Below are 26,401 nucleotides of genomic sequence, written 5' to 3'. Positions count from 1 at the left end.
CACGCCGGTTGCACGAGACCGGAGACGGTGCCGGGGTGCTGCGCGCAGTCGCCGATGGCGTGGATGCGCGGGTCGTCGGTGCGCAACGCGTCGTCGACCACGATCCCGCGGTCGACCGCCAGTCCCGCCTCGACGGCCAGGGACGTCTCGGCGCGCACGCCCGCGGACACCACGACGAGGTCGGCGGGGACGTGGGTCCCGTCGTCGAGCACCAGCCCGTCGCCGGGCAGGTACTTGGCGGCCAGGGAGTTGAGCTTGAACTCAATGCCGAGCTTGCCGAGGGTGCGGGCGAGGACGCTGCCCGCGCCGGGGTCGAGCTGGCGTTCCATCAGGTGGCCGACGGGGTGGACGACCGTGACCAGGCACCCCCGTCCGGCAAGGCCTCTGGCGGCCTCGATGCCGAGCAGGCCGCCGCCGAGGACGACGACGGGCATGCCCTTGCGGGCCTTGGCCTCGATCTGGGCGCAGTCGTCGAGGGTGCGGAAGGCGACGACGCCGGGGGCGAGCTTGCCGTCCTCGGTGAGGCCCTCGGCCGGCGGGACCCACGGGACGCTGCCGGTCGCGAGCACCAGCGAGTCGTACGGGATCCGCTCACCGGAGACCGCGACGGTCCGCGCCACGCGGTCGATCCGCTCGACCGTGCTGCCCAGCCGCAGGTCGACGTCGTGCTCCGCGGCCCACCTCTCGTCGTGCAGCCGCGTCGACTCCGGCGTCATCGCGCCCGCCACCACCGTCGAGAGCAGCACGCGGTTGTACGCGGCGTGCGGTTCCGCTCCCACGACGGTGATGGACACCTCGGGGTCGCGGCGGCGCAGCTCGTCCGCCAGCCGCGCGCCCGCCATGCCGTAGCCGACGATCACGATTCGCCTCATGCCCGCTCCAATCGCACCGCGCAGACCTTGAACTCGGGCATCCGGCTCGTGGGATCGAGCGCGGGGTTGGTGAGCAGGTTCGCCCGCCCGTCACCGGGGAAGTGGAACGGCAGGAACACGGCGTCGGCCCGCATGCTCGGCACGCATCGCACGACCGCCGTCACCCGTCCTCTCCTGGACACGACGTGCGCGAGCCCACCGGCCTCCAGGCCCGCTCGCGACGCCGTGTCCGGGTGCACTTCCACGTACATCTCGGGAACGGCCTTCAGCAGCTCCCCGATCCGGCGCGTCTGCGCACCCGACTGGTAGTGCTGGAGGACCCGTCCGGTGGTGGCCTGCAACGGGAACTCGTCGTCGGGCGGCTCGGCGGGGCCGCGGTGGTCGACCGGCACGAACCGCGCGAGGCCGTCGGCGTGCGCGAACCGGTCGAGGAAGAGCCTCGGCGTGCCGGGGTGCTCGGTCGAGGGCACCGGCCAGTGCAGCTGCTCGGACTCCAGCCGCTCGTAGGTGATGCCCGAGTAGTCGGCGAGCCCGCCGGCGGACGCCCTGCGCAGCTCCTCGAAGACCTCCTGCGGCACAACGGGAAACCCGGTGGACACGCCGAGCCGGGACGCGAGACCGTTCAACAGCTCCAGGTCGCTGCGGACGCCCGCCGGCGGGTCGAGTGCCTTGCGGCGCCGGATGATCCGGCCTTCGAGGTTGGTCATCGTGCCGTCCTCCTCGGCCCACTGGGTCACCGGGAACACGACGTCGGCCAGCGCGGCGGTCTCCGACAGCACGAAGTCCGCCACCACCAGCAGGTCCAGCGCCTTGAACCGGTCGGCGACCCCGGACGCCCGCGGCGCCGACACGACCGGGTTGCTGCCGAAGACGAGCATCGCCCTGACGTCCTCGGCCATCAGCAGCTCGTACGCGCTGCGGCCCGGTCCTGGCAGCTCGGAGACGCCCCAGACGTCCATGACGTGCCGGCGCGCCACCGGATCGTCGATCTTGCGGTAGCCGGGGAGCTGGTCGGCCTTCTGGCCGTGCTCGCGGCCGCCCTGGCCGTTGCCCTGCCCGGTCAGGCACCCGTACCCGGACCCGGCTCGGCCCGGCAGTCCCAGTGCCAGCGCCAGGTTGATGAACGCCGACACGGTGTCGGTGCCGGACGCGTGCTGCTCCGACCCTCGTCCGGTGAGGACGTACGACCGTCCGGCCAGCATCTCCACGGCGGCGCGCTGGTCGGCCGCCGAGACGCCCGTGACGCGTTCGGTGTGCTCGGGCCACCACTGCGCCGCGACCCGCCACGCGTCGTCGAAACCCGTGGTGCGCGAGGAGATGTACTCCTTGTCGACCAGGCCCTCGATGACGGCGGTGTGCAGCAACCCCAGTGCCAGCGCCAAGTCCGTGCCCGGCGCTGGTTGGAGGTGCAACGTCGCGCGCTCCGCGGTCGGTGTCCGGCGCGGGTCGATGACGATCAGCCGCGGCCCTTCGAGGTGCCGCAGGAACGGCGGCATCGTCTCGGCCGGGTTCGAGCCGGCCAGCAGCACGGTGTCCGCGGACCGCAGGTCGGTCAACGGGAACGGCAGCCCGCGATCGAGCCCGAACGCCCTGTTCCCGGCCGCCGCGGCCGACGACATGCAGAACCGGCCGTTGTAGTCGATCTGCGAGGTCCTCAACGCGACCCGCGCGAACTTCCCCAGCGCGTAGGCCTTCTCGTTGGTCAGCCCGCCCCCGCCGAACACGGCGACCTCGTCGGGCTCGTACGACCGGATGCGCGCGGCCACGAAGTCCAGCGCCTCGTCCCACGAGACGGGTTCGCCGTGCAGCAGTGGTGTCGTCAACCGGCCGGGGTGGCGCAGCAGCTCCCCCGCCGTCCAGCCCTTCTGGCACAGCCCACCGGGACCAGGAGCCACCTGGCCGCCGATGACGCTCATGGAGCACTGCAGCGCGCAGTAAGGGCAATGAGTCACGCCGCTGACGCTAGGAAGCGCGCGTTAACCCGAGACTCCGCAATGTTTCGTACGCGGAAAATGGGCCGCTCAGAGCATGGTGGTCACGTGGTGAGCAGCTCGTTCCAAGCCCGCAAAGGACTGCGGCGTTGACAACGGGTGCAGCGCGTGCACGGCGAGGCGGAACAGCATCGCGCGCAGCAGCGCCTGCTCCCACTCGGCCTGGTGGCTCCACCGGTGGAACAGCCCGGAGTCCGCGCCACCCCACGCGACGGCGTCCACCGCGACCACGGCCGCGGCCCACTCGGCGGGCCGCCAGTAGGCGGTGAAGTCGATGACGGCCGGCTGCGCGTTGCCCGCGAACAGCACGTTGCCGAACAGGTCCCCGTGCACGACCTGCGGCTTGAGGTTGAGCGGCTTCCGGTACCCGTCGAGCAGGTCGAACAACCTGCCGCCGAGGTCGGCCTCCAGCGGCACGTCCTCCTCGCCCCACGCCCTGCGGTCGGCAACGGCGAACACGTCCGTGCGTGCCTCGAGGAACCGCGGCTTCGGCAGCTCGGCCGTGGCGTGGTGCAGGCGCTGGGAGACGGAGATCACCTCGTCGTGCCGCGCCTCCGCCCGGCCGGCGAGGAACTTGGTGGCCGACCAGCCGCCGACGACGTAGCGGCCGTCGGTCGAGCGCAGCGGGCGGCCGATCCGCAGGTGCGGCACGTCCAGGCTGTCGAGGGTCTTCGCGATCCAGGTGGCCTCGGCCGGCTTGGGCGCGGGACGGATCGTCGCGTCACCGCACCGCCAGGCGGGACCACCATCGATGAGCTCGGGCTCGGCGTCACGTGCCCCGAACGCCGCACGCACGTGCGCAGGGGGCGGTTCGGGGGACCGGGTCACGGTCGGGCACGCTACCTGCTTAGACCGTCCGGGTGGTGGAAGCGAGCACACCGCAAGTCGTGCCGCCACTCGAAAAGCCGAACGGATCATGGGTGCATTCGGGTGCCGAAGCACCCGAATGCACCCATGAGTGTTAGTACGTCGGCAGGCTCGGGTCGACCTCGCGGGCCCACGCCAGCACGCCACCACCGACGTGCACGGCGTCCTTGAAGCCCGCCTTGTGCAACGCGGCCAGCGCCTCCGCCGAGCGCGCACCGGACTTGCAGTGCAGCACCAGCGGCTTGTCCTGCGGCAGCTCGGAGAACGCCTCGCCCGACAGGATCCTGTCCTTCGGGATGAGCACCGAGCCCGGGATCTTCACGATCTCGTACTCGTGCGGCTCGCGGACGTCCACCAGCAGGAAGTCCTCACCGGACTCCTGCTTGTGCTTCAGCTCGAGCGGCGTGATCGTGTTGCCCGCCGCCGCCTGCTGCGCGTCCGTGGACACGACACCGCAGAACGCCTCGTAGTCGATCAGCTCGGTGATCTTCGGCGACTCCGGGTCCTTGCGGATCTTGATGGTCCGGTAGGACATCTCCAGCGCGTCGTAGACCATCAGGCGGCCCAGCAGCGGGTCGCCGATGCCCGTGAGCAGCTTGATCGCCTCGGTGACCATGATCGACCCGATGGACGCGCACAGCACGCCCAGCACGCCGCCCTCGGCGCAGGAGGGGACCATGCCGGGAGGCGGCGGCTCCGGGTAGAGGTCGCGGTAGTTGAGGCCCTGGCCGTCCGGGGCGTCCTCCCAGAAGACGCTGACCTGGCCCTCGAACCGGAAGATCGAACCCCAGACGTACGGCTTGCCCAGCAGCACGGCGGCGTCGTTCACCAGGTACCTGGTGGCGAAGTTGTCCGTGCCGTCGAGGATCAGGTCGTAGTCGCGGAAGATCTCCAGCGCGTTCTCGGAGTTGAGGTGCGTCTGGTGCAGGACCACCTTGACGAACGGGTTGATCTCGGCGACCGAGTCGCGCGCGGACTCGGCCTTGGGGCGGCCGACGTCGGACTGGCCGTGGATCACCTGGCGCTGCAGGTTCGACTCGTCCACGACGTCGAAGTCCACGACGCCGAGCGTGCCGACCCCGGCCGCGGCCAGGTACAGCAGTGCCGGGCTGCCCAGGCCGCCCGCGCCGACGACGAGCACCTTCGCGTTCTTCAGCCGCTTCTGCCCGTCCACCCCGACGTCCGGGATGATCAGGTGCCGGCTGTAGCGCGCGACTTCTTCCTTGGTCAGCTCCGCGGCTGGCTCAACGAGCGGCGGAAGCGCCATGCTGCTCCTCCTCGACGAATGTCTCCGTGTCCGAGACAACGTCTACCCTGCCTCGACTCTTCCCGGTTGGAAAGCCGTCTCAGCCTGCGGGAAACGCGTTCGGCGTGCACACCTTGCCGTCGGCCGGCACGACATCCTGGCCGGCGTTGAGCTGCGAGACGAAGTCGTTCGAGACGCCGAACGTCTGCTGCATCATCACCGGCGCGGGCGCACCGGCCTCGGCGCAGGCCGCGTGGCCGTTGCCGAGCGCGTGCCCGACCTCGTGGTTGATCACGTACGTCCGGTACCCGGCCAGGTCGGAGCCGTAGACCATGGCGCCGCGGACCCAGCGGGCGACGTTGATGATCACGCGCTTCTGCTGCGGGTTGAAGCAGGAGGTCTCGAACGGGATCTCCTTGCCGCAGAGCGTGTGCGTCGTCTTCGTGGTGCTCAGCGACACGACGAAGTCCGGGTTCTGGTTCGCCTCGACCCGCTGGAGCGCGACCTGCTTGGTGCCGACCCAGCTGCGCGGGTCGGACAGGATCCCCTCGACGGTGCGGGCGAACGCCGTCGCGTCGTCGTTGTAGTCGGCGGGCTTCACGCCGTCCTCGATGGCGATCGCGTACTTGCGGAACTTCGGCGCGTTGCCCTCGCCGACGCGGGCACCGGCACCGGCGATGACCTTGAACGTGCCGACGCCGTCCTCGGAGAACGCCGGGCCGGGCGGCAGCTCCGCCGTGGGGACGTTGAGCTGCGGCTTCTTGCCGGGCACCTCGGACGCGGGCGGCTCCGGCGTGCCGTTCGCGGGCGTCTGCTGGCCCTGCGCGGTGGTGTCCTGGTTCGTGGGCGCCTTCGGCTGCACCGTGTCCAGCACCACGAGCGCGGTCAGCACGAGCAGCACCGGGATCGCGTAGATCCGCCACCCGTAGTTGGCGATCAGCTTCTTCACGCCGCGGCGCTTGCGAGGCCTCCGCATGGCCGCGGTGGCGTCGGGCTCCCAGGCGGCCGCGAGTGGTTCCGCGCTGGTCCGGCGCTCGCCGCGGCGGTAGCGGTCGGCGGACGGAGCAGGACGTCCTCGCTCGGGGGCGCGATTCACGTCCTCCAGGGTCCCACATCCCCCGTATGGCCGTCGTTCGTCACCATGTGTGCCTGTCCACCGCCTCCCACATGCCCAGCACAGCCCTGGCGACGGTCGCGGGCCGTTCCATCTGGGCGACGTGGCCGGTGTTGGGCAGCACGAGCAGTCGCCCCTTCGGCAGCAGCCTGGCCGTGCGCGGGCCCTTCTGCACGCTGACCAGCCGGTCCCGGTCGCCCCAGAGCACCAGCGCGGGCGCCTTGACCAGCGGGAGGACGCGCCACAGCGACCTCGGGCCCGGCGTGAGCCAGCTGCTCATGAGGCCGAACGTGCTGCGGTTGAGGGCGTTGCCCGCCCACTTCTGCCGGGCGCGCTCCTCGTTCTCCCTGATCGACTCCTCGATGCGGTTGTCCGGCACCAGGCTCGGGTCGGCGAAGCACAGCTCCAGCATCTGCCGGGTGCGGTCGTGCGCGGTGAGCTTGGCGAGCTCGCGGCGGACCCTGGCACCGACGACGGGCAGGACCGCGAGGGCCATCCGCGGGTCGGACATGCGGTCGAGGCGCGGCCGCAGGTCGGGGACGGCCGGGCTGACCAGCGTGAGCGTCCTGACCAGGTCGGGCCTGGTCGCGGCGACGATGCAGGAGATGGCGCCGCCCATCGAGTTGCCGAACAGGTGCACGGGCTCGCCGAACGTCTCCAGGTACCTGACGACCGTGCGGGCGTGCGTGGAGAGGCTGAAGTCGTAGCCGGGGACCGGCTCGGACCGCCCGAAGCCGGGCAGGTCGATCGAGTACCCGCGGACGCGGTCCCTGAGCTGCGCCGCGAGGTCCGTCCAGTTCGTCGCGGACCCGCCGAGCCCGTGCACGTAGACGGCGGGCGGCCCGTCGCCGGGCGTGACCCTGACGTGCACCTCGTGGTCGTCGACCTGCCGGAACTCGCCGGGCCACGGCGTCTGCGACGTATCCAGGGGCGGTAGTTCGGCCTGGGACAACGGGGCGGGAATCAGCGGGCTCACCGAACCAGGATGCGGGAAAGAACGCCGAGATGGTTCCCGGATGTGGGCTACCAGCGAGTAAGGTTGCTCACGAGCCCCGGTCCGGCAACCCCGCGCCGACGGCCTGATCACTCGTGCTGGAGGCACCATGACGGAGACGGCGCAGAGCGCACCCGCAGGCAGGGGCGTTCGACTGCCGCGCACCGCACGCCGCGCCCAGCTGCTGGCGGCGGCGCAGGACGTGTTCGTCGCCAACGGCTACCACGCCGCGGCGATGGACGAGATCGCGGAACGCGCGGGCGTGTCCAAGCCGGTGCTGTACCAGCACTTCCCCGGCAAGCTCGAGCTGTACATGGCCCTCCTGGAGTCCCATGTGGACGAACTGGTGAGCAGGGTCCGCACCGCCATCGGCTCGACGCCGGACAACAAGCTCCGCGTCCGCGCCGCCGTGGCCGCGTTCTACGACTTCGTGGACGGCGAGGGCCAGGCGTTCCGGATGGTCTTCGAGTCGGACCTGCGTTCCGAGCCCGCCGTGCAGCAGGCCGTCGAGCGCGCCACCACCGACTCCGTGGACGCCATCACCGACACCATCACCGCGGACGCCGGCCTGGACCCGGAACGCGCCCGCCTGCTGGCCGTGGGCCTGGTCGGGCTCTCGCAGGTCACCGCGCGGTCGTGGCTCGCGGACAACCGCCGGGTGCCGAAGGAGGACGCCGTCGCGCTGATCTCCAACCTGGCGTGGCGCGGCATCGGCGGCGGTTTCCCGCTCCAGCACTGACGTTCCAGCACTGAGGTACGAGCACTGACAACGATGAAGGGCCCCGCCTCGCGGCGGGGCCCTTCGTCACATCAGGGCGGCGATCCGTCTCGCGACGTCCTCGGACCGTTCCAGCGGCAGCATGTGCCCGGTCTTCGGGTAGATCACGAACTCCGCGCTCGGCAACGCCTCCGCGAGCACCCGGGAGTGCCGCATCGGCGTGAGCACGTCCCACGACCCGGCCATCACCACGGTCGGGACGTCCGACAGCACCGCGAGGGCCTCCTTGCGCTGGTGCAGCGTCAGTTCCTCGCGGATCCCGACGAACGCCTCCCCCGCGGTGTTCCCCGCCATCGCGGCGGCCGCCCGCACGTCGGCCCAGCGCGGACGGCGTCCGAACGTCACCCGCAGCCCCGGCGCGAGCACCCGCCCGAACCCGACCTTGGGCCGCCTGCCGAGCCAGCGCCCGGCGAGCTTCTCCACCGCGCTCTGCGCGGGCAGGTCACCGCAGGAGGTGGCGATCAGCGCCACCCCCGAGACGCGCTCGAACAGCTCGGGCCGCTGCTCGGCCAGCGCCATGATCGTCATGCCGCCGAGCGAGTGCCCGGCCAGCACGACCCGTCCCGTGGGAGCGCACTCATCCAGCACCGCGGCCAGGTCGTCGGCGAGCTCGGCGATCGTCCCCGTGCCGCCGGCGGACCGTCCGTGCCCGCGCACGTCGTACCGGACCACGCGTCCCGGCAACGCCGAGGCGACGCGGTCCCACGTCGTGAGGTCCATGGTCCAGCCGTGCAGCAGCACCGCGGTCACGTCCGAAGCAGCGTCTCCGGACGTGACGACGTTCAGCCGACCAAGAACGAGCGGCGCCACGAGCGCATCCCCGGCTTTCCGACGAGTCCGGTCTCGTCCAGGAACGACATGATCCGCTCCCCCGACCAGCGGATGGTGTCCTGGAACTTCGGGTTGGCGAGGGCCTGGCGGTGCGCCTCGCGCACGTCCAGCCCGACCGCCGCGTAGACCTTCGGGTTGATGATGGCCCGAGTGATCATCATCGACACGTACCCGATGAGCCACTTCTGGTACGGCTTCTCGTAGCCCTTGAGCTCCGCCATGCCGCGCTGCAGCTCCTCGCGCGCGAACCGGACGTGGCGGGCCTCCTCCAGCACGTGGATGCGGTTGACCATCCGCACGATCGGCTGGACGGTGTCGTCGTTCATCGCCTCGCGCTGGAGGCGGTCGAGGATCTCCTCGGCCACCAGGATCGAGCCGTACATCGCGGGGCCGTAACCGATGATCGGCAGCAGCTTGCCGAGCCGGTGGGTGTGCTTCGTCGGCCCGTAGGCGGGGCAGCCGACGCGTTCGACCAGGCGCGCGAACATCGTCGAGTGCCGGCACTCGTCGGCGACCTCGGTCAGCGCGTACTGGGCGTGCCGGGTGGTCGGGTCGGTGTTGTAGACGACCTTCACCAGCATCTGCATGAGCAGCAGCTCGAACCAGAGGCCGACCGACGCGATGGACGCCAGCTCGTGCTTGGACAGCTCGATGCGCTGCTCGCGCGTCAGCGTGTCGTAGAGAGGCGTGCCGTAGAGCGAAATGCGCTGCTCAGGGATGTAGAAGAGATCGTCGGCCAGAGGTGCGGACCAGTCGATGTCCACCTCGGGGTCGTAGAACTTCTCGGCGGACGACTTGAGCAGCCTCTCCGCTGTCTTCTCCCGATCGGCGACCCTCATCGGTTGCCCTCCCCGGTAAGTGTTACTTGAGGTAACGGTTACTTCTGGTAGCGTGCGTCACATGGCACGCACTGTCAAGGGGCCGGACGCGCGACGTGAGCGGTGGAAGGGTCATCGCGAGCAGCGCAGGGCGGAGTTCGTGGAGGCCACGATCGCCGCCGTGGCCAGGAAGGGCCCCGACGTCGGCATGGAGGACGTGGCCGCGGAGGCGGGCGTCAGCAAGCCCGTGCTCTACCGGCACTTCACCGACAAGTCCGACCTGTACCTGGCGGTCGGCCAGAAGGCCACCGAGCTGCTGATGGACCGGATGGGTCCCGCGCTGCTCGCCGAGGGCCCGATCCGCGGCCGCATCGAAGGCATCGTCGACGCCTACCTGTCGGTCATCGAGGAGAACCCGAACCTCTACCGGTTCGTCGTGAAGGGGTCGTTCGTCGACCGCCCGGTCGAGAAGGACGTCGTGGCCGAGGACAAGAACCTCATCGCGACGACCCTTGCCCGCATCCTCGGCGACTACCTGCGCGCGTTCGACATGGACTCCGGTGGCGCCGAGCCGTGGGCGCACGCGCTCGTCGGCATGGTGCAGAACGCGGGCGACTGGTGGCTCGACCGCCAGACCATGTCCCGCGAGAACCTGAGCGACTACCTCGCCACGATCATCTGGCACGCCATCGACGGGCTGCTGCGCTCGGCCGGCGTCCAGGCAGACCCGGAAATGCCCCTCACCCCGCTGCGATTGGTGGACTGATGAGCGAGCACGAGCACGACGAAGAGGGCTACTCGGGTCCGGCGACCCTCGTCTTCGGCACCGACGAGGTCGCGGTCGAGGTCGAGCTGCGCGGCTACTTCCAGCCGATCGACGGCCGCTACCACTGGTACGGCCGGGTGAAGAAGAACGACGAGGTCACGACCCGTGTCGAGGGCGGCGCGCGCACGGCGTCTCTGCGCACCCCGACCGGTGAGGCGCAGGGCACACTGACCGACCAGGACCCGTGGGGCCGCTACCGGGTCGGCGGCACCTCGACGCCGCCGTACAAGATCGAGGAACCCGTCGAGCGCTGAACGCGAGAAAGCCCCGGCCAGTGGTGGCCGGGGCTTTCTCGTTTCACGACCTCAGGCGCCGAACCCGACCCTGCGCGAGTCCTGCGGGCCGATCTCCACGTACGCGACGCGGCCAGCGGGCACGACGAACCGCGCACCCTTGACGTCCACCAGCGACAGCACGCTGGCCTTGCCGGACACCGCGTCGGCCACCTGCGCCTCGACCTCGGACGGGTTGGCCTCCACGGTCACGACGAGTTCCCGCGGGCTGTCCGCGACGCCGATCCTGACCTCCACGCTGACCTCCGTGCTCAAGAGAAAAATCTACGGCCGAGCCTACCTAGCCCAGACCCAGCTGCGTCATGCGCCGCGCGTGCGACTGCTGGAGACGGCGGAACAGCTGCCCGATCCCGGCGAGGTCCCCGGACCCCCTGATGATCAGTTCGGAGAGCCCGTCCCGCTCCGCCACCACGTACTGGGCCTGCGTCAACGCCTCTCCGAGCAGCCGGCGGCCCCACAGCGCGAGCCGGTCGCGGACCCGCGGATCGGCCTCGACGGCGGCCTGGACTTCGCGCTCAGCGAACGCCGAGTGGCCCGTGTCGGCGAGCACGTGGAGCACCAGCTCCTTGGTCGGCTCGTCGAGCCACTCCGCGATCTCGCGGTAGAAGTCGGCCGCGAGCCCGTCGCCCACGTACGCCTTCACGAGCGACTCGAGCCACGACTTGGGGCTCGTCGACTCGTGGAACGCGTCGAAGCCCTTCACGAACGGGTCCATCGCGTCCTCGACGGCGATGCCCTCGGTCGCGAGGTGCTTCTGCAGCAGTGTGAAGTGACCGATCTCCGCGGCGGCCATCTGCGCCAGCGCGGCGCGGCCCGCCAGCGTCGGCGCCGAACGCGAGTCCTCTGTCATGCGGTCGAACGCCGAGAGCTCGCCATATGCAAGCGCTCCCAGAAGATCGACAACACCCTCCGCAACACCCATGACTACAGAGCCTAGTGGTCAAATGCGTCTGGGCAGGTAGAATGGCCCTGGTCGCCCGGCGTGACGAGTGTGACGAACCGCCGCGAGGCGCACGAAATGGTGCGCGTACACCTTTCCCGCAGCTGCTCCACAGAGCGCGGTCGAGAGGCCCGGCAGGGCTCGTACGCGCTTGGTACGAGAGAGGCTGATCACCCTGACCGCTGAAGTAGAAGCACATCTGGACCCGGTGGAGCTGGAGCACAGCGAGGCCGGAGTTCCCGAGGAAGACACGTCGCACCCGCTGCAGGCGGACGCCCCGGTGGAGACCGAGGCCCCCACGTTCGCCGAGCTGGGCGTGCGCGAGGAGATCGTCAAGGCGCTCAGCGAGGCCGGCATCGAGCGCACGTTCGCCATCCAGCAGCTGACGCTCCCGATCGCCCTCGCCGGCGACGACGTCATCGGCCAGGCGCGCACCGGCACCGGCAAGACCCTCGGGTTCGGCGTGCCGCTGCTGCACCGCGTGGAGACGCCCGGCGACGGTACCCCGCAGGCCCTCGTGGTCGTCCCCACCCGTGAGCTGTGCCTCCAGGTGTCGCACGACCTCACGGACGCGTCGAAGCACCTCGACCTGAAGGTCGCCGCGATCTACGGCGGCATCCCCTACGAGCGGCAGATCGCGCAGCTGCGCAAGGGCGTCGACGTCGTCATCGGCACGCCCGGCCGCCTGCTCGACCTGGCCGAGCAGCGCCACCTGGTGCTCGGCAAGGTCCGCATGCTGGTGCTGGACGAGGCCGACGAGATGCTCGACCTGGGCTTCCTGCCCGACATCGAGCGCATCCTGAACATGGTTCCCGACGAGCGGCAGACGATGCTGTTCAGCGCGACCATGCCGGGCCCGATCATCACGCTCGCCCGCACGTTCCTCACGCAGCCGACGCACATCCGCGCCGAGGAGAACGACGCCGGCCAGACGCACGAGAACACCTCGCAGTTCGTCTACCGCGCGCACTCGATGGACAAGCCGGAGATGCTGGCCCGCGCCCTGCAGGCCCGCGACCGCGGCCTCACGATGGTCTTCGCGCGCACCAAGCGGACCGCGCAGAAGGTCGCCGACGACCTGACCGAGCGCGGGTTCGCCGCGGCCGCCGTGCACGGCGACCTGGGCCAGGGCGCGCGCGAGAAGGCGCTGCGGGCGTTCCGCAACGGCAAGGTCGACGTGCTCGTCGCCACCGACGTCGCCGCGCGCGGCATCGACATCGACGACGTGACGCACGTCATCAACTACCAGTGCCCCGAGGACGAGAAGACCTACGTCCACCGCATCGGACGCACGGGCCGCGCCGGGCGCACGGGTGTCGCGATCACGTTCGTCGACTGGGACGAGACGCACCGCTGGCAGGTCGTCGACGAGCTGCTCGGCCTCGGCCAGCCGCTGCCGGTCGAGACCTACTCCACGTCGGAGCACCTGTTCAACGACCTGGGCATCCCGTCCGGTTCGACGGGCAGGCTGCCGCTGAGCCACCGCACCCGCGCAGGTCTCGACGCCGAGGAGGAGGAGAACCTCGACGCCGGCAAGCGCAAGCGCCGTCGTCGCACGGGCTCCGGGCCCGGTGGCGCCGAGCAGGCCCCGGAGTCGAACGAGGAGACCCGTCCGAAGCGCTCCCGGTCGCGCACGCGCAGCCGGGCCGGCGTGACGCAGGAGGGTCAGCAGGCCGAGGCGGCCACGTCCGAGCCGGCCGACAAGCAGGCCTCCGACAAGCCGCGCCGGCGCCGTCGTCGTCGAACCTCTGCCGAACAGGCCGCTCCTTCGGCAGACTGATCACCATGTCGTCCCCCGGTTCCGACGTCACCGACGTCGAGGACGTCCTCGACGAGCCCGCGCACGCAGCAGCGTCCGATGACGGGCCCGTCGGGGAACGCCCTCCCGCCCGGTCCTGGCGCACCCGCGCCGACTTCGTCGCGGTCGCGGTGATCGCCGTCGTCGCACTGCTCGCGTCCGTCCTGACCTGGGCGTTCAGCGATGCTCGTGCCACGACGTCGGTCACCGGGCCGTCGTCGTGGGACCAGCTGCCCGAGGTGACAGCGCTGCCCCCGTCGCTCGCCGAGGTGTGGCGCGCGAAGAGCGGCGCGACGCAGTCCCCCGTGGTCGTGCTGACGCCGTCGCCGCAGACCGGCGAGGAGAAGCCGTCGACGGTCGTCACCGGCGACGGCGGCGCGGTCGACGGCCGCGACCCCCTGACGGGTGACGTGCGGTGGACGTACTCGCGCGACCTGCCGCTGTGCGTGGTGAGCTCGGGCTGGGGCCGCGCGATGGCCCTGTACTCGAAGGGCACGAACTGCTCGGAACTCACGTCGCTCGACGGCGTGACCGGCGAGCGGCGGGCTCAGCGCAACGGCGACGCGGAACCGGGCACGGCACTGCTCAACGAGGGCTCGCACCTCATCACGACCGGGTCGAAGTACCTCGAGGTCTACCGGCGCGACGACCTGGTGAAGTCGCTCGAGTACGGCGCCCTGCGCGCGATCGTCAACCCCGGCAAACAGCCGCGCGTCGGCTGCACCTACGGTTCGGTCGCGGTGACGTCCGGCCGGTTCGCGATGGTCGAGCGCTGCCCCGACGACGCCTTCGACCGGGTGTCGGTCATCAAGCCGAACCCGGACAAGTCCGACGAGCCGAAGGTGTTCGCGAGCGTCCTGACCGGCGCGAAGAACGCGCAGGTCGTGGCCGTGACGGAGAAGCTCGTCGCGGTCGCCGTGCCCGACCCGGCCCGGCTGCTCGTGTTCGACGGGGAGACCGGCGCGCAGGTCAGCGACGTCCCGCTGGACATCCCGTCGTCCGACTTCACCGACCCGCCCAACCACGTGGCGCGCACGTTCTCGACGAAGACGAACGTCTTCTGGTTCTCCGGCTCGAAGACGTTCGCGCTGTCGCAGGACACGCTCACTCCACTGTGGACCGCCGACGGCGCGCTGGGTGCCGGTACGACGCTCGCGGGCCGCGCGGTCATCCCGGTGCAGGAGGGTCTGCGGGTGTACGAGCAGGCCACCGGTGCCGTGGTGGGCACGATCAAGGTGAACCGCGAGGGCCACACGGGCCCTGTGCAACTCGCCACAGCGGGTCCCGTCGTGCTCGAGCAGCGTGGCGAAACCCTGGTCGCGCTGCGATAGTTCGTTCCGTGCACTCGCAGATCAGCCCGCACCGGGCGCAACGCGTCGACCTCCCGGGCCGTCACGGCACGATCGCCGCGTTGCGCGCGCCCGCGCTGGGCGACGACGCGTTGCGCACGACGGTGCTGCTGGTCCCCGGCTACACCGGGTCCAAAGAGGACTTCGCGCCGATCATCGACCTCGTCGCGGACGCAGGTTTCGAGGTCGTCGCGATCGACCTGCCGGGCCAGCAGGACTCGCCTGGCCCGGACGACGAGGCGCTCTACCGGCCGGGACCGCTGGGGTCGGTGCTCGCGGAGCTGATCGGGAAGATGGCCGCGGACGGCCGCAAGGTCCTGCTGCTGGGCCACTCCTACGGTGGTCTGGTGGCGCGGGCCGCGGTGTTCGCGGGCGCCCCGGTCGCCGGCCTGACGCTCATGTCGTCGGGTCCGGCGGAGCTGCCCGCCGGTGAACGCCGCACGGTGCTGGAGGTCGGCGAGCACGTGCTGGCCGAGCAGGGCGTCGAGGGCACGCAGAAGCTGAACGAGCTGCGGTCGTCGCAGAACCCGGCGTGGGCCGCGCTTCCGCAGGAGCTGAAGGACTTCTACCGCGCCCGGTTCCTCAGGTCGCCCGCCGCGGCGTTGCTCGGCATGGGCAACGGTCTGCGCCACGAACCCGACCAGGTGGCGAAGCTGGCCCGCGCGCTGCGGTCGTCCGGCACCCCGTGCCTGGTGGTGTGCGGCGACTCGGACGACGCGTGGAGCCCAGCCGCTCAGCGCGACATGGCCGAGCGGCTGGACGCCGACTTCGCGGTGCTCCCCGGCGTGATGCACTCCCCGAACACCGAAGCACCGCACGAGCTCATGGCCACCCTGCTCCCGACGTGGCGAGCCTGGCTGACCTCCTGACTACAGACCGACCCGGACCTCGCGCTCGTCGCGCGCGCTCACGTTCGGGTAGCCGCGCAGGTCCGCCTTCGCGAAGGCGGGCGTGAGCAGGCTGAACGAACGGCTCTCCGCCGTCACGTTGAGCGTGACGGTCTCGAAGCCGCCCGTGCAGTTCAGGTTGTCGCGGTAGGCGTTGCCCGACGCGATGCCGCCCAGCACGGACTGCGTGACGTTCACCTGGAGGTAGGGCGACTGGGTGCCCACCGGGCACGTGTACGTCACCGGAACCTCGAGCACGGCGCCCAGCGACTTCCACTTCACGGGCGTCTCGACCCGGACGAGGCCCAGCGAAGGCGACTGCGCGCTCACGTCGGCCATGACCGGCGCGATGGACGCGAGGACCGCGCCGCCCGCGACGGCGACGACCGCCAGCGTCTTGCCCCCGGAGAACTTCTTCATCCCTCAACCCCCTCAACCACTCCGTCCCGTGTGGACGGAAACCCCAGACCGGCGCAGAGACCGGCGACGACGAGCACGACGGGCAGGTGCCACAGGAAGTCGAACCCGCTGTGCACCAGCAGGACGACGACCGCCGCCACCGCTCCCGGCCACAGCCCGGTCCCGCGTCCCCGCCACAGGCCGAGCAGCACGGCGGCGACGACCGCCAGCACCAGCACCAGCCCGACCGCCCCCAGCTCCACGAGCACCTGGAGGTACTCGTTGTGCACGTAACGCATGACGCGGGTGCCTTCGTTGCCCCGCTGGAAGAAAAAAGATCCGTTTCCGGGCCCGACGCCCAGCAACGGCGTGCGCGACACGAGTTCCAGCGCCGCCCCGGTGGCCCCGGCGCGGTCCGGTGAGCTGAACGACACCCGCGTGGCGAGCCGGTCCGCGAAGGCGAACGCCGCCACCCCGCCACCGGCCACGAGCAGCAGCGCGACCGGCACGGCGAACCGGCCCAGCCTGCGCAATCCCAGCGCCACCGCCGCTCCCGCGACCAGTCCGGCACCGGCGAGCACCGGCCGCGGTTCGTCGGCGACCCGCATCGACGGCAGCAACGCGGCCAGCGCGACCACCGCGCCGAGCACCGGCGGCGTGACCGCGGCGGCCATCTTCTGCCAGCTCCAGCACAGGCCCAGCACCAGCAAGCCCGCCGCCAGCGCGATCACGGCGGCGCGGCTCATCGTCGCGCCGATTCCCGTGCACAGCAGAAAACCCGTGCCCGCCGTGAGCAACGACGGCCGCAACACCAGTGACAGCACCACAGCCGCGGACATCACCGCGGCGGCGGCGTTCGGGTAGGTCAACGTCGACGCGGCGCGCAGCAACCCCTCCGCGACCGTCGTCCACGACGGGATGCGGAACACGACGGCCACCCACCCGGTCAGCCCGACCAGTGCGGCGACCCCGGTGACGACCGTGCCGAGCATCTCCCGCTGCTCGCGATCAGCCTGCGCCACAACGAGAACGGACCCGACGAACACCCCGGCAGCGGCCGCGGCCGGCACCGCGGACAGCACGTCGCCTTCGAGCAGCCCCCGCACGACGGCCCACACGGCGAACGCCCCGCCGAATGCCGCGAGCAGCCCGGGACGAGGTCGCGCCAGCACCACGGCGGCGCCCACCATCAGCCCCGACAGCACCCGTCCCGGCAGGTAGTACCCGCCCTGGGCGACCACGGCGGCCGCGAACGCCGCCAGCACCAGCAACACCGGAAGAGGCAACGCGACCGATTCCCGGCGCGCGCCAACGACATCCCCCACGACCATCGACTTCCCCCACGAGGTCCCCATCCGCCTCCCCAAGCGGATCGAGAGCACACAGTAGGTGACGGAGGGGCGCGACGGAAGGGTGAGTCAGCCGGTCAGCTCAGCGCTGACGCGAACGCTAGGCCCACCAGAAGAACCACAGGGTCAGGCCGGCCGCCACCAGCACGGCGAACGACGAGACCGGCGCCCGCCAGTCCGCGTACCGGTCCGCCACGATCTGCAGGCCCACCGCCACCACCGCGGCCACGACGTGGGCGACGACCGAGAGCGTGCCGGGGCCGGGGAGGTCGCGGGAGTTCGCGTAGAACTGGACGCCGATGTTGCCCAGTGCCAGCAGCACCAGGCCCACCGCCAGCACGCCGCTCACGGCGCGCAGGATTCCGTAGGTCCGCGACTGCCGCTTCGCTGCTTCCACTTCCACGCGTGCCACCCTACCGACGGCTGCCCTGAACACTAGGGAGCCAGCAGGTCCCACGGTTCGAGGGAGGGCGCGGCGGCCTGGCCCTCCGGGCAGCTGCGGCGGAAGTCGCACCACTGGCACTGCCGGCCCGTGACCGGCGGGAACAGGACCTCCTGGTCGCCGCCCGCCTTCAGCGTCTCCGACGCCAGGTCGATCTCGTCGGCGGCCTCCTCGGCGCGGCGGACGTGCCTGGCGAGCGACTCCTCCGTGTGCTCCCAGACCGCGACCGAGCCGGACGGCAGGTGGTGCAGCTCGACTCGGCGGCACGGCTTGCGCAGCGTCCGGCGGGCAGCCAGGGCGTACAGCGCCAGTGCCTGGGAGCCTCGGGCGTCGTCGGAGGTCAGGACGTGGCGGCCGGTCTTGTAGTCGACGATCACCAGTTCGCCGTCGCGGAAGTCGATGCGGTCGACCCGGCCCTCGGCGACGATGCGCTCGGTCGGGGACGACACCCAGCGTTCGACGCCCAGCGGCTCGAAGTCGACGTCCAGCGCCGAGACGTACTCGTGGACCCAGCCGCAGGCGCGCGTGCGGTACTCGGTGGCCTGGTCGACGTCGCGGAAGCCCTCGGACTTCCACTGCCTGTTCACCAGCGCCACGGCCTGGTCGGGGGTGCGGCGGTCGGCGGGCAGGTCGAAGAGGGCCTTCAGCGCGTTGTGGACGACGGCGCCGAGCGTGTTGTGCGCCCAGGCTCCGCCCCGCGGTGGCGACGGGCGGTCGAGGTACGCCATGCGGTAGCGGCGCGGGCAGTCCGTCCACGTCGAGAGCTTCGCGGGCGTGACGCGCACCAGCCGGCGGGGTGCTGCCGCACCGAAGTCGAAGCCGAGTTGTTCCACCCCGTTCAAGTTACTCAGCACCCCCGACAGTGTTCGATGCCCCTGCTCCGCAGATGGCGGCGAGTTCGCCGGCGGTTGACCGGACGACCGACGCGAACTCGCTACATTCCGGAAATGGAGATCTGGCACAACCCCCGCTGTTCGAAGAGCCGCGCCGCCAAGCAGCGCCTCGACGACGAAGGCGTCGACTACACCGAACGGCGCTACCTCGACGACGCCCCCACGGCGGAGGAGCTCGACGACGTCCTCACCAAGCTCGGCAAAGAGCCGTGGGAGATCGCGCGCACGAAGGAACCGGCCTACCCCGCGGCGCTGGAACACGACCGCGCCCGGTGGATCGAGCACATGGTCGCGAACCCGAGCCTGATCGAGCGCCCGATCATCATCGACGGCGACAGCGCGCACATCGAGCGCTAGACGCCGGAGGTGATGAACCCCTGCACCGACGACGCCACGAGTTGCACGGCGATCGCGGCGAGCAGCAGACCGGCGATCTTGGCCATCAGCAGGATCCCGCTCTCCTTGAACACCTTGATCAGCAGACCTGCGGACCGCAGCGTCCCCAGCAGCACGAGGTGCACGGCCACGATCGCCGCGGCCAGGGCCAGGTAGGAGCCGAGGGCGCCGTCGGCCTGGCGGACGAACACGATCGTCGCGGCGATGGCGCCCGGACCGGCCAGCAGCGGCGTGCCCAGGGGCACGAGGGCGATGTTGACGTCCTCGACCTCGGGGTGGTTCGTCGCGCCCTTGCCGGTCAGCAGGTCGAGCGCGATCAGCAACAGCAGCAGCCCGCCCGCGCCCTGCAGGGCGGGGATGCCGATGTGCATGTACGCGAGGATCGAGTTGCCCGCCACCGCGAACAGCGTGATCACCAGGAACGACACCAGCACGCCCTGCCGCGCGGCGCGTTTGCGCGCGTCCCGCGACTTGCGGCCGACCAATCCCAGGAAGACCGGCACGGTGCCGGGCGGGTCCATGATCACCAGCAGCGTGATGGAGGCCTCGATGAAGAGCCGCACGTTGAACACGGTGCCACCGCCTATGTTCCGACGAGGATCTCGGCGCCCGTCGCCCTCGCGGCCAGAGCATCCAGCATCTCGGGCGCCGTCGTCTCCGCGCCGAGCCGGACCGTCTTGTTCGTGCCGTGGTAGTCACTCGACCCGGTGACGATCAGGCCGAGGTCGGCGGCCAGCGACCGCAGGGCGGCGCGGGTCTCCAGGTCGTGGTCCGGGTGGTCGACCTCGACGCCGGCCAGGCCCAGCGAGGCCAGCGAGCTCAGGACGGACGGCGCCACGACCGGGCCGCGGGAGCGGGCGAACGGGTGCGCGAGCACGGTGACGCCGCCGGCCTCGGTGATCATCTCGATCGCGCGCTCGACGGGCGTGTCCGTGCGGCCCACGTAGTACTGGCCGCCGGTCAGGAACGTTGCGAACGCCTCATCGACGGACGACACGACGCCGGCGCGGATCAGCGCCTGGGCGAGGTGCGGGCGTCCGGCCGGCGCGTCGAACGGCAGGCGGGACATCAGGTCGACCGGGTCGATCGGGAAGCCGTCGGCCTGCATCATCTCGGCCATCTTCTGCAGCCGGTGCCGCCGCTCCTCGCGCAGGCGGGACTGCTCCTTCATCAACATGGCGTGCGTCGGGTCGTAGAGGTACGCCAGGAGATGAACGGTGATGGTGCGGCCGTAGCCGTCAGCCGACGAGCACGACAGTTCCGCTCCGCGGACGAGCCGCAGGCCGGGGGGCAGTGCCGCCTCGGCCTCCGCCCAGCCGGCGGCGGTGTCGTGGTCCGTGATCGCCACCGCGTCGAGCCCGGCCAGCGCCGCGGCTCTCACCAGATCCGCTGGACTGTCGGTGCCGTCGGACTCGGACGAATGGGTGTGCAGATCGATGACCACGTCGTCCAGTGTGGACGACGTGGCAACCGGGCTCCGCTACGGGACCATCTTCTTGCCGCGCGCGGCCCGCTGCGCCTTGATCATCGAGAAGCGTTCGGCCTGCGCCTTCTTGTCGCCGAAGGTCAGCTCCGAGATGGCGTCGTACACCTCTTCGGGGTCCGGCAGGAACTCCAGGCGGTTCAGCGCCTGGATCTGACCCGCCGACTCCACGATGAGCGTGCCGTAGCCGAACATGCGTCCGCCGACGGTGCGCTCGTAGGTGAGGTCGGTGACCTTGCTGATGGGCATCATCGCGACCTTGGTCTCGAAGACGCCCGACGTCAGCATGAACCGCTTGTCGGTCACGACGATGCGCTCGACCCACCACTCGATGATGAAGTACGAGAGCCGCAGCAGGACGATCAACGCCCCGTACCACAGCAGGTTCTGGATCAGCCCGGCGTCGGCCGGGGCGAGGTACGAGATCATCATGAAGCCGGCGAGCAGTGCCGCCGCCTCCAGGACGTCCCAGATCAGGTAGGACCAGTGCCTGCGCACCCGGATGACCCGACGCTCGCTCGACAGCAGGTAGTCGTCCGGATCACGTGGTGCGAACATGCGCTACCAGCCCTTTCTGGTGCCAGCCAGTGCCCTGTCCCTGCCCCGGTTCGCCACCGGGGACTAGAACAATTGTCGCACGAAGGTGATCAGGGCCTCAGCCGCAGTTCGCAGCGAGTTGAGGATGTTGGTCACCAGCTGGGCCGCCTGCTGGGGCTCCGCGATGAGGAAGAAGAGCAGCAAGGCGATTCCAGCGAAAGTGAGAATCTTCTTCAAGTTCACGGTGTCCACCCCGTCCGCGTCGCACCCGTTTGGCGCCGTTCGTGACCGTTGTACAGCACGATTCAGCACCTTGGGAGATTTGTACCGCAGCCGGGGCAACGGACAGCACCGCCGTTCCGGTGTGACTACGCTTCGTGATCGTGACGGCCCGCAATGAACGCACCATCCGTTGTGTCGGAGCGATCGTGCATGACTCGAACGGGCGACTCCTGCTCGTGCGACGCGCCAATCCGCCTGGTGAAGGCATGTGGTCCATCCCAGGTGGACGAGTGGAGTCTGGAGAGGCGGACGGTGCTGCCGTGACTAGGGAAGTCGCTGAGGAGACGGGACTCTCCGTCACCGTCGGGCGGCTCGTCGGCAACGTGGAGCGACCGGCCCCGAACGGGGTTTTCGCGATCTTCGACTACGAATGCCAGGTCACGTCGGGTGTGCTCCGAGCGGGCGACGACGCATCGGATGTCGCTTGGGTCGACAGTGCGACGTTGGCCACACTCGAGACGACCGAGGGCCTTGTGGAAACGCTCTCCGGGTGGGGCGTCCTGCCAAAGGCCTGATCAGGGTTCACGCGAACGGGGTCAGGCCCTCACCGCCAAACGAGACGTTGCCCGTGGGCCTCGGTCGTGGCGAGAGTGGTCGTCGAGACCTCGGATTCACGCACTTGGACCAACCGGAGCTCACCGTCCTCGTGCGCCGCCCACCACGCTGACCTGCCCAAAGCAGACAAAGCGGGCACGAGGTCCAGTCCAGAACCACTCGAGATGACGACGATCGGCGCGTCGATCGGCTCGACCGCCTTGGCGAGGTCCGCGACCGGGTCGCCCGCGACGAGGCGCGGCGGGTTCTTGCGCAGCACCCCGCACGCCACCCCGAACAGGCGGAGCTTCTCCGGCTGGTCCGCCCAGACGCACGCCTCCAGCCACGCGTACGCGTCCTCGTCGGTCAGGTCGGCGGGCGCCACGCCGATGCCCGCCTTCGCGGCCACCTTGACGGTCTTGGGCAGCTTCGGCAGCACGGCGCCCGGCGCGAGCTCCAGCGCGCAGTGCAGGCCCAGCGCGGCCTTGGCGGGCCCGGCGACGACCTGGCCGGCCTCGGCGGTCTGGTAGCGGTACGAGTACTGGTCGAGGCCGAGCAGCAGGCCCGCGGTCGTCGCGACCTCCACGAGCCCGATGGGCCCGCCCGCCTGCTTCGCCGCGGCGGCGACCGCCGGGTAGAGCAGGGCCGCGCGCCGCACCTCGTTGGTCTGGATCACCTGCGAGCCGACGAGCGCTCTCACGCGGTCGCCGCGCTCCAGCAGGAAGTCGCGGAACAACGGCCAGGTGTTCTCGTCGGCGCCGTAGGTGCCGCCGAGCGAGGGGTAGTAGTTCGAGAGCCGGTGGAACGGCTCGGCCTGCACGAGCCGGTGCGCCGCCGCCAGGAGGAGCTCGCCCGTGGCGTCGTCCTCACCGGCGGCGGTCAGCAGGTCGGCGACCTCCGGATCCTCGGCGGCACGCGACGCGAGGTGCTCGTAGAGCGGGGAGACGCCGGACGCCTCCTCCGCGAACGCACGCAGACGTTGCTGTGCCAGGTCCAGAGACGTCACGTCACTTCCCCACAATCAGTCGGACAGAGGTTCAGGGCGTCCCGGCTGCTCGCCACCGCGGGCCTCGCCGTAGGACTGCTTCGGCACCATGACCTTGCGCCTGAAGATGCACACGACCGTGCCGTCCTGCTTGTAGCCGCGAGTCTCCACGTAGACCACGCCCCTGTCGTCCTTGGACTTGGACGGCGTCTTGTCGAGCACCTCGGTCTCACCGTAGATCGTGTCGCCGTGGAACGTCGGCTTCACGTGCCGCAGCGACTCGATCTCGAGGTTCGCTATGGCCTTGCCGGAGACGTCGGGCACGGACATGCCCAGCAGCAGCGAGTAGATGTAGTTGCCGACGACGACGTTCTTGCCGAAGTCGGTCGTGTTCTCCGCGTAGTTCACGTCCATGTGGAGCGGGTGGTGATTCATGGTGAGCAGGCAGAACAGGTGGTCGTCGTACTCCGTCACCGTCTTGCCGGGCCAGTGCTTGTAGACAGCGCCGACCTCGAACTCCTCGTAGTACCGACCGAACTGCACCGCGCCTCCAACTACGTGTGATCGAGATCCGTCCCGGGTGGGGAGACAGTCTTCACACGGAGGGAGTACCCTCGGCAACCGGTGTGTGAGGATTTCCACCACCAGTGACTTCGCCCCGAGGAGGTGAGGACCCCTAAATGAGCAAGGACCCCCACCCTGCCAGTACCAAGCGCGTCCTCACCGAGGTGATCTTCTAGTTCCTTCTGGAACGTTCGAGTTCTCGGTCAGGGCGCCCGTCGTGCTTTCGCACTTCCACGCCGGCGTGTGTACCTGGAGGAACTCACCATGCCCAGCCTGCCCTCGATCCGCGGACGAGGAAACCAGCGCGGCCCCGCAGGGCACGTCCCGCACGTCCCCGTCCCGCTGTCGGCCTACGTCGTCGACTGCGCCGTGTACGTGGACGGCAAGCGCTTGCCCGGCCGGTGGACGCACACCGACGCCGTCAAAGAAGTGCGCAAGCGCAAGGACGGGTTCGTCTGGATCGGCCTGCACGAGCCGGACGCGGAGCAGATCGAGGGCATCGCCGAGACGTTCGGCCTGCACGAGCTCGCCGTCGAGGACGCGGTGCACGCGCACCAGCGCCCGAAGCTGGAGCGGTACGACAACACGCTCTTCATGGTCTTCAAGACCGTCCGCTACGTGACCAACGAGCACCCCGACACCGCCAACGAGATCGTCGAGTCCGGCGAGATCATGGTGTTCCTGGGCAAGGACTTCGTCATCACGGTGCGGCACGGCAACCACTCCGGCCTGTCGAAGCTGCGCCACGTGCTGGAGGCCGACCCGGAGCGCCTGGAGATCGGCCCCGCCGCGGTGATGCACGCGATCGCCGACCAGGTGGTCGACAACTACCTCGAGGTCACCGACCACATCGAGGACGACATCGACCGCATGGAGGAACGGGTCTTCGCGCCGCGCACCGAGGTGAGCGCGGAGCAGATCTACATGTTCAAGCGCGAGGTCGTGGAGCTGCGCCGCGCGGTCATGCCGCTCGCGAACCCGTTGCGCCGCCTGGCGGAGGGCTACACGCCGCTCATCCCCGAGCAGGTGCGGGCGTTCTTCCGCGACGTCGACGACCACCTCACCGAGGTCTCCGAGCGCGTCACCGCGTTCGACGAGCTGCTGACCACGCTGGTCGACGCGACGCTCGCGAAGATCACGCTGCAGCAGAACACCGACATGCGCAAGATCACCTCGTGGGTCGCGATCATCTCCGTGCCCACCATGGTCGTCGGCGTGTACGGCATGAACTTCGACTACATGCCCGAGCTGAAGTGGAAGTTCGGCTACCCCCTGATCATGAGCCTGGTCCTCGTGGCCTGTCTGACCCTCTACCGAATATTGCGCCGGAATCGCTGGCTGTAGTCCCGGTTTCGTTCGCTTTGCCGTTGTAGAAGAGGTTCGTCATGACCAGACTGCTCACCAACATCCGCTTCTGGATGCTCGCGTTCCTGCTCTGCTGGATCACCACCGTCTTCGTGCTGATCAGCGGAACGCCCTGACGTGCGCCGCCGGCTGACCAACATCCGCTTCTGGATCATGGTGTTCGCCGTCGGCTGGCTGCTGATGGTCTTCGTGTCGATCGCCGCCTGGCCGGAACCGGGTGAGGACTCACCGGACGCGCTGGCCGCGGAGGTGACGGACGCGTTGCGCGCGCACGACTTCCACCGGTTGCAACCGATGCTGGCGCTCGGCGGCGAGGACGTCGCGAAGTCGACCGTCGAGCACCTGCGGTCAGCTCAGGTGGAGCGCGGTTTCTACCGCGACGGCGCCGTCGTCGTCGAGTACACGCACGCCGGCACCCGCGCGGAGTTCCGGCTGCCCGTCGAGGTGCAGGACGGCCGGTTCGTGGTGAACCCGGTGGTCACTCCCACGGGGTGACGCTCCAGGTGAACGGCGTGCCGTGGCCAGCGCCGTGGCCCAGGTTCAGCGAGATCCCGGCCGGCCAGAGCTTGAGCAGCAGCTCGAACCGGTAGCCGTCGTCGGCCCTGCGGGGTTCGAAGACCAGCAGTGCCAACGGTGTCGTGGGCGTCGCCCGCATCGCCGCGTCCGCCAGCACGGCACGGCCCATCGCCCGGTCGGCGGGCGAGACGTACTGCCACACCACGGAATGCCACACGACGGTGAGCACGTCCCGTTCGGCGCGGGCGAGCTGTCCCGCGAGCCACTCCGGTCCCGCTGACCGCTCGACCTCGACGGGGTCGGTGGCGGCGAGGTCGAGCGCGGCGCGCAGCCGGTCCCACCGCGGCAGCTGGTCCGCCCAGACGAACGAGCTCAGGTGCAGCCGTCCGTCCTCAGTGGACACGTCGACCGGGTGCAGGTCGCAGCCGGCCCTGCCGACGACGCGCAGCCGGTGGGTGAGGTCGGCGGGCGGCCTGCCCGTCCACTCCGGGTCGAGGACGAGGGGACTGTCCCGGTCGCCGAGGACGGTGTCCTCCAGCCGGTAGCCGACGCGGTGCGGGCGCAGGTTGAGCCCGCCGCTCGCCCCGACCTCCAGCAGCCGCACGCAGAACGGCACGGTCCGGCCGGCCGCCTTCGCCGCCTCCTGCGCGGCGACCAGCAGCCCGCCGTAGAGGGGCGCGCTGCGGCCGGGTTCGTTGGTCTGCACGACCGTGGCCTGGACCTGCTGCCTCACCAGGTCGACGTGGTCCTCCAGGACCGGCAGCGCGTCCCGCCACAACGTCGGCAGGTCCGGCCGGCCGCCGACCGTCGGGTAGTGCCTCGCGAGGCCCTGCGCGCGTCCTTCGAGCACGAGCCGGTGCACGGCGCCCGCGAACCGCAGTCCGGGCACGGTGCCCTCGCGGTCGCGTTCGGAGCCCGCCATCACCCTCGCGGTGACGCCGCCGCGTCTGAGGTCGTCCGCGGCGTCGTCGAGGAGCCGGTGGGTGAGCGGACTGCGGTCGCGGCACACCTCGGCGGCCGCGGCGAACAGCTCGGCAAGCACACCCCCGACG

At 70.4% G+C, this 26,401-nt stretch carries 31 protein-coding genes; 10 read left to right on the top strand and 21 right to left on the bottom strand.

What is annotated here, in order from left to right:
* The 6 genes from VF330_RS06080 to VF330_RS06055 form a co-directional block, all read right to left on the bottom strand.
* A partial coding sequence (locus VF330_RS06080) for an NAD(P)/FAD-dependent oxidoreductase (RefSeq protein ID WP_330850502.1) occupies positions 1-872 on the bottom strand: 872 nt, incomplete at its 3' end.
* Positions 869-2,788, bottom strand: a complete 1,920-nt coding sequence (locus VF330_RS06075; protein WP_330850506.1) for a molybdopterin oxidoreductase family protein — start codon at positions 2,786-2,788, stop codon at positions 869-871. The genes VF330_RS06075 and VF330_RS06080, both read right to left, overlap by 4 nt.
* Before the next feature lie 105 nt (positions 2,789-2,893).
* The gene (locus VF330_RS06070) at positions 2,894-3,691 is read right to left on the bottom strand and encodes a TIGR02569 family protein (RefSeq protein ID WP_330850501.1); all 798 of its coding nucleotides are present in this window, start codon (positions 3,689-3,691) and stop codon (positions 2,894-2,896) included.
* A 133-nt stretch (positions 3,692-3,824) separates the two neighbouring features.
* Entirely contained in the window at positions 3,825-4,997 is a 1,173-nt protein-coding gene (gene moeZ / locus VF330_RS06065; protein WP_330850500.1) for an adenylyltransferase/sulfurtransferase MoeZ, read from the bottom strand.
* A gap of 79 nt (positions 4,998-5,076) precedes the next feature.
* Complete coding sequence (locus tag VF330_RS06060; protein WP_330850499.1) at positions 5,077-6,072, bottom strand: DUF3152 domain-containing protein; 996 nt, start codon at positions 6,070-6,072, stop codon at positions 5,077-5,079.
* A gap of 40 nt (positions 6,073-6,112) precedes the next feature.
* Complete coding sequence (locus tag VF330_RS06055; protein WP_330850498.1) at positions 6,113-7,066, bottom strand: alpha/beta fold hydrolase; 954 nt, start codon at positions 7,064-7,066, stop codon at positions 6,113-6,115.
* A 127-nt stretch (positions 7,067-7,193) separates the two neighbouring features.
* Between VF330_RS06055 and VF330_RS06050 the strand changes: the two genes are divergently transcribed.
* Entirely contained in the window at positions 7,194-7,823 is a 630-nt protein-coding gene (locus tag VF330_RS06050; RefSeq protein ID WP_330850497.1) for a TetR/AcrR family transcriptional regulator, read from the top strand.
* A 66-nt stretch (positions 7,824-7,889) separates the two neighbouring features.
* Here VF330_RS06050 and VF330_RS06045 read toward each other — a convergent pair whose 3' ends face one another.
* Both VF330_RS06045 and VF330_RS06040 read right to left on the bottom strand, forming a co-directional pair.
* Entirely contained in the window at positions 7,890-8,672 is a 783-nt protein-coding gene (locus VF330_RS06045; protein ID WP_330850496.1) for an alpha/beta hydrolase, read from the bottom strand.
* On the bottom strand, positions 8,645-9,532 hold the full coding sequence (locus VF330_RS06040) for a diiron oxygenase (RefSeq protein ID WP_330850495.1): 888 nt from the start codon (positions 9,530-9,532) through the stop codon (positions 8,645-8,647). Before VF330_RS06040 ends, VF330_RS06045 begins: the two co-directional genes overlap by 28 nt.
* A 61-nt stretch (positions 9,533-9,593) precedes the next feature.
* Between VF330_RS06040 and VF330_RS06035 the strand changes: the two genes are divergently transcribed.
* Both VF330_RS06035 and VF330_RS06030 read left to right on the top strand, forming a co-directional pair.
* Positions 9,594-10,277 (top strand): TetR/AcrR family transcriptional regulator, encoded by a 684-nt coding sequence (locus VF330_RS06035; protein WP_330850494.1) that lies wholly within the window; start codon positions 9,594-9,596, stop codon positions 10,275-10,277.
* Positions 10,277-10,591: a DUF4873 domain-containing protein gene (locus VF330_RS06030; protein WP_330850493.1), complete on the top strand. Its 315-nt coding sequence runs from the start codon at positions 10,277-10,279 to the stop codon at positions 10,589-10,591. Before VF330_RS06035 ends, VF330_RS06030 begins: the two co-directional genes overlap by 1 nt.
* A gap of 51 nt (positions 10,592-10,642) precedes the next feature.
* Here the strand turns inward: VF330_RS06030 and VF330_RS06025 are convergent, their stop codons facing one another.
* Together VF330_RS06025 and VF330_RS06020 are read right to left on the bottom strand one after the other, a co-directional pair.
* Positions 10,643-10,867 carry a DUF3107 domain-containing protein gene (locus VF330_RS06025; RefSeq protein ID WP_330850505.1) on the bottom strand — a complete coding sequence of 75 codons (225 nt, stop codon included), beginning with the start codon at positions 10,865-10,867 and terminating at the stop codon, positions 10,643-10,645.
* 43 nt (positions 10,868-10,910) lie between these two features.
* Positions 10,911-11,552: a ferritin-like fold-containing protein gene (locus VF330_RS06020; RefSeq protein WP_330850492.1), complete on the bottom strand. Its 642-nt coding sequence runs from the start codon at positions 11,550-11,552 to the stop codon at positions 10,911-10,913.
* A gap of 226 nt (positions 11,553-11,778) precedes the next feature.
* Between VF330_RS06020 and VF330_RS06015 the strand changes: the two genes are divergently transcribed.
* Genes VF330_RS06015 through VF330_RS06005 form a run of 3 tightly spaced genes read left to right on the top strand, consistent with a single transcriptional unit; the run spans position 11,779 to position 15,586 of the window.
* Positions 11,779-13,350: a DEAD/DEAH box helicase gene (locus VF330_RS06015; protein ID WP_330850491.1), complete on the top strand. Its 1,572-nt coding sequence runs from the start codon at positions 11,779-11,781 to the stop codon at positions 13,348-13,350.
* Positions 13,351-13,355: 5 nt separating this feature from the next.
* Positions 13,356-14,699 (top strand): hypothetical protein, encoded by a 1,344-nt coding sequence (locus VF330_RS06010; RefSeq protein WP_330850490.1) that lies wholly within the window; start codon positions 13,356-13,358, stop codon positions 14,697-14,699.
* Positions 14,700-14,707: 8 nt separating this feature from the next.
* Positions 14,708-15,586: an alpha/beta hydrolase gene (locus VF330_RS06005; RefSeq protein WP_330850489.1), complete on the top strand. Its 879-nt coding sequence runs from the start codon at positions 14,708-14,710 to the stop codon at positions 15,584-15,586.
* Here the strand turns inward: VF330_RS06005 and VF330_RS06000 are convergent, their stop codons facing one another.
* From VF330_RS06000 to VF330_RS05985, 4 genes are all read right to left on the bottom strand, one after another.
* Positions 15,587-16,024, bottom strand: coding sequence for a hypothetical protein (locus VF330_RS06000; RefSeq protein ID WP_330850488.1), 438 nt, complete (start codon positions 16,022-16,024; stop codon positions 15,587-15,589). It abuts the gene before it with no gap.
* On the bottom strand, positions 16,021-17,358 hold the full coding sequence (locus VF330_RS05995) for an O-antigen ligase family protein (protein WP_330850487.1): 1,338 nt from the start codon (positions 17,356-17,358) through the stop codon (positions 16,021-16,023). The genes VF330_RS06000 and VF330_RS05995 overlap by 4 nt, the downstream gene beginning before the upstream one ends.
* A gap of 94 nt (positions 17,359-17,452) precedes the next feature.
* Complete coding sequence (locus tag VF330_RS05990) at positions 17,453-17,755, bottom strand: hypothetical protein (RefSeq protein ID WP_330850486.1); 303 nt, start codon at positions 17,753-17,755, stop codon at positions 17,453-17,455.
* A gap of 32 nt (positions 17,756-17,787) precedes the next feature.
* The gene (locus VF330_RS05985; RefSeq protein WP_330850485.1) at positions 17,788-18,627 is read right to left on the bottom strand and encodes a PD-(D/E)XK nuclease family protein; all 840 of its coding nucleotides are present in this window, start codon (positions 18,625-18,627) and stop codon (positions 17,788-17,790) included.
* Positions 18,628-18,741: 114 nt separating this feature from the next.
* Between VF330_RS05985 and VF330_RS05980 the strand changes: the two genes are divergently transcribed.
* Positions 18,742-19,044, top strand: a complete 303-nt coding sequence (locus VF330_RS05980) for an ArsC/Spx/MgsR family protein (RefSeq protein WP_330850484.1) — start codon at positions 18,742-18,744, stop codon at positions 19,042-19,044.
* On the opposite strand, the gene VF330_RS05975 is transcribed toward VF330_RS05980, so the two are convergent.
* From VF330_RS05975 to VF330_RS05960, 4 genes are all read right to left on the bottom strand, one after another.
* Positions 19,041-19,655 (bottom strand): MarC family protein, encoded by a 615-nt coding sequence (locus tag VF330_RS05975; RefSeq protein ID WP_330850483.1) that lies wholly within the window; start codon positions 19,653-19,655, stop codon positions 19,041-19,043. The two genes, VF330_RS05980 and VF330_RS05975, sit on opposite strands and share 4 nt — an antisense overlap.
* An 11-nt stretch (positions 19,656-19,666) precedes the next feature.
* Positions 19,667-20,527 carry a PHP domain-containing protein gene (locus VF330_RS05970; RefSeq protein ID WP_414675344.1) on the bottom strand — a complete coding sequence of 287 codons (861 nt, stop codon included), beginning with the start codon at positions 20,525-20,527 and terminating at the stop codon, positions 19,667-19,669.
* A gap of 36 nt (positions 20,528-20,563) precedes the next feature.
* Entirely contained in the window at positions 20,564-21,124 is a 561-nt protein-coding gene (locus tag VF330_RS05965) for a PH domain-containing protein (RefSeq protein WP_330850482.1), read from the bottom strand.
* Positions 21,125-21,187: 63 nt separating this feature from the next.
* A complete protein-coding gene (locus VF330_RS05960) occupies positions 21,188-21,346 on the bottom strand; it encodes a hypothetical protein (RefSeq protein ID WP_167971300.1) in 159 nt (52 codons plus the stop codon).
* A 134-nt stretch (positions 21,347-21,480) separates the two neighbouring features.
* On the opposite strand from VF330_RS05960, the gene VF330_RS05955 reads away from it, so the two are divergent.
* Positions 21,481-21,900 (top strand): NUDIX hydrolase, encoded by a 420-nt coding sequence (locus VF330_RS05955; RefSeq protein WP_330850481.1) that lies wholly within the window; start codon positions 21,481-21,483, stop codon positions 21,898-21,900.
* A 29-nt stretch (positions 21,901-21,929) separates the two neighbouring features.
* On the opposite strand, the gene VF330_RS05950 is transcribed toward VF330_RS05955, so the two are convergent.
* Entirely contained in the window at positions 21,930-22,925 is a 996-nt protein-coding gene (locus VF330_RS05950; protein ID WP_330850480.1) for a DUF2332 domain-containing protein, read from the bottom strand.
* A 15-nt stretch (positions 22,926-22,940) separates the two neighbouring features.
* Entirely contained in the window at positions 22,941-23,447 is a 507-nt protein-coding gene (locus VF330_RS05945) for a MaoC family dehydratase (RefSeq protein ID WP_330850479.1), read from the bottom strand.
* Between the two features lie 285 nt (positions 23,448-23,732).
* Between VF330_RS05945 and corA the strand changes: the two genes are divergently transcribed.
* Together corA and VF330_RS05935 are read left to right on the top strand one after the other, a co-directional pair.
* Complete coding sequence (corA, locus tag VF330_RS05940; protein WP_330850478.1) at positions 23,733-24,812, top strand: magnesium/cobalt transporter CorA; 1,080 nt, start codon at positions 23,733-23,735, stop codon at positions 24,810-24,812.
* Between the two features lie 138 nt (positions 24,813-24,950).
* A complete protein-coding gene (locus tag VF330_RS05935) occupies positions 24,951-25,328 on the top strand; it encodes a hypothetical protein (protein ID WP_330850477.1) in 378 nt (125 codons plus the stop codon).
* On the opposite strand, the gene VF330_RS05930 is transcribed toward VF330_RS05935, so the two are convergent.
* On the bottom strand, positions 25,312-26,391 hold the full coding sequence (locus tag VF330_RS05930) for a DUF2332 domain-containing protein (RefSeq protein ID WP_330850476.1): 1,080 nt from the start codon (positions 26,389-26,391) through the stop codon (positions 25,312-25,314). The genes VF330_RS05935 and VF330_RS05930 overlap by 17 nt on opposite strands.
* Between the last annotated feature and the right edge of the window lie 10 nt (positions 26,392-26,401).

Origin of the sequence: Lentzea sp. (assembly GCF_036380075.1) — a bacterium.
In the GTDB taxonomy this organism is placed as follows: domain Bacteria; phylum Actinomycetota; class Actinomycetes; order Mycobacteriales; family Pseudonocardiaceae; genus Lentzea.
Note: the sequence above shows the minus strand (reverse complement) of the source record. Positions and strands in the feature narration are given on the sequence as shown.

Bases quoted from the DNA above. Each gene is read 5' to 3' on its own strand.
- VF330_RS06030 (WP_330850493.1), top strand. From the start codon at position 10,277: ATGAGCGAGCACGAGCACGACGAAGAGGGCTACTCGGGTCCGGCGACC.
- VF330_RS05965 (WP_330850482.1), bottom strand. From the start codon at position 21,124: ATGTTCGCACCACGTGATCCGGACGACTACCTGCTGTCGAGCGAGCGT.
- VF330_RS06035 (WP_330850494.1), top strand. From the start codon at position 9,594: ATGGCACGCACTGTCAAGGGGCCGGACGCGCGACGTGAGCGGTGGAAG.
- corA (WP_330850478.1), top strand. From the start codon at position 23,733: ATGCCCAGCCTGCCCTCGATCCGCGGACGAGGAAACCAGCGCGGCCCC.
- VF330_RS06050 (WP_330850497.1), top strand. From the start codon at position 7,194: ATGACGGAGACGGCGCAGAGCGCACCCGCAGGCAGGGGCGTTCGACTG.
- VF330_RS06020 (WP_330850492.1), bottom strand. From the start codon at position 11,552: ATGGGTGTTGCGGAGGGTGTTGTCGATCTTCTGGGAGCGCTTGCATAT.
- VF330_RS05980 (WP_330850484.1), top strand. From the start codon at position 18,742: ATGGAGATCTGGCACAACCCCCGCTGTTCGAAGAGCCGCGCCGCCAAG.
- VF330_RS06075 (WP_330850506.1), bottom strand. From the start codon at position 2,788: ATGAGCGTCATCGGCGGCCAGGTGGCTCCTGGTCCCGGTGGGCTGTGC.
- VF330_RS05995 (WP_330850487.1), bottom strand. From the start codon at position 17,358: ATGGGGACCTCGTGGGGGAAGTCGATGGTCGTGGGGGATGTCGTTGGC.
- moeZ (WP_330850500.1), bottom strand. From the start codon at position 4,997: ATGGCGCTTCCGCCGCTCGTTGAGCCAGCCGCGGAGCTGACCAAGGAA.
- VF330_RS06000 (WP_330850488.1), bottom strand. From the start codon at position 16,024: ATGAAGAAGTTCTCCGGGGGCAAGACGCTGGCGGTCGTCGCCGTCGCG.
- VF330_RS06010 (WP_330850490.1), top strand. From the start codon at position 13,356: ATGTCGTCCCCCGGTTCCGACGTCACCGACGTCGAGGACGTCCTCGAC.
- VF330_RS06040 (WP_330850495.1), bottom strand. From the start codon at position 9,532: ATGAGGGTCGCCGATCGGGAGAAGACAGCGGAGAGGCTGCTCAAGTCG.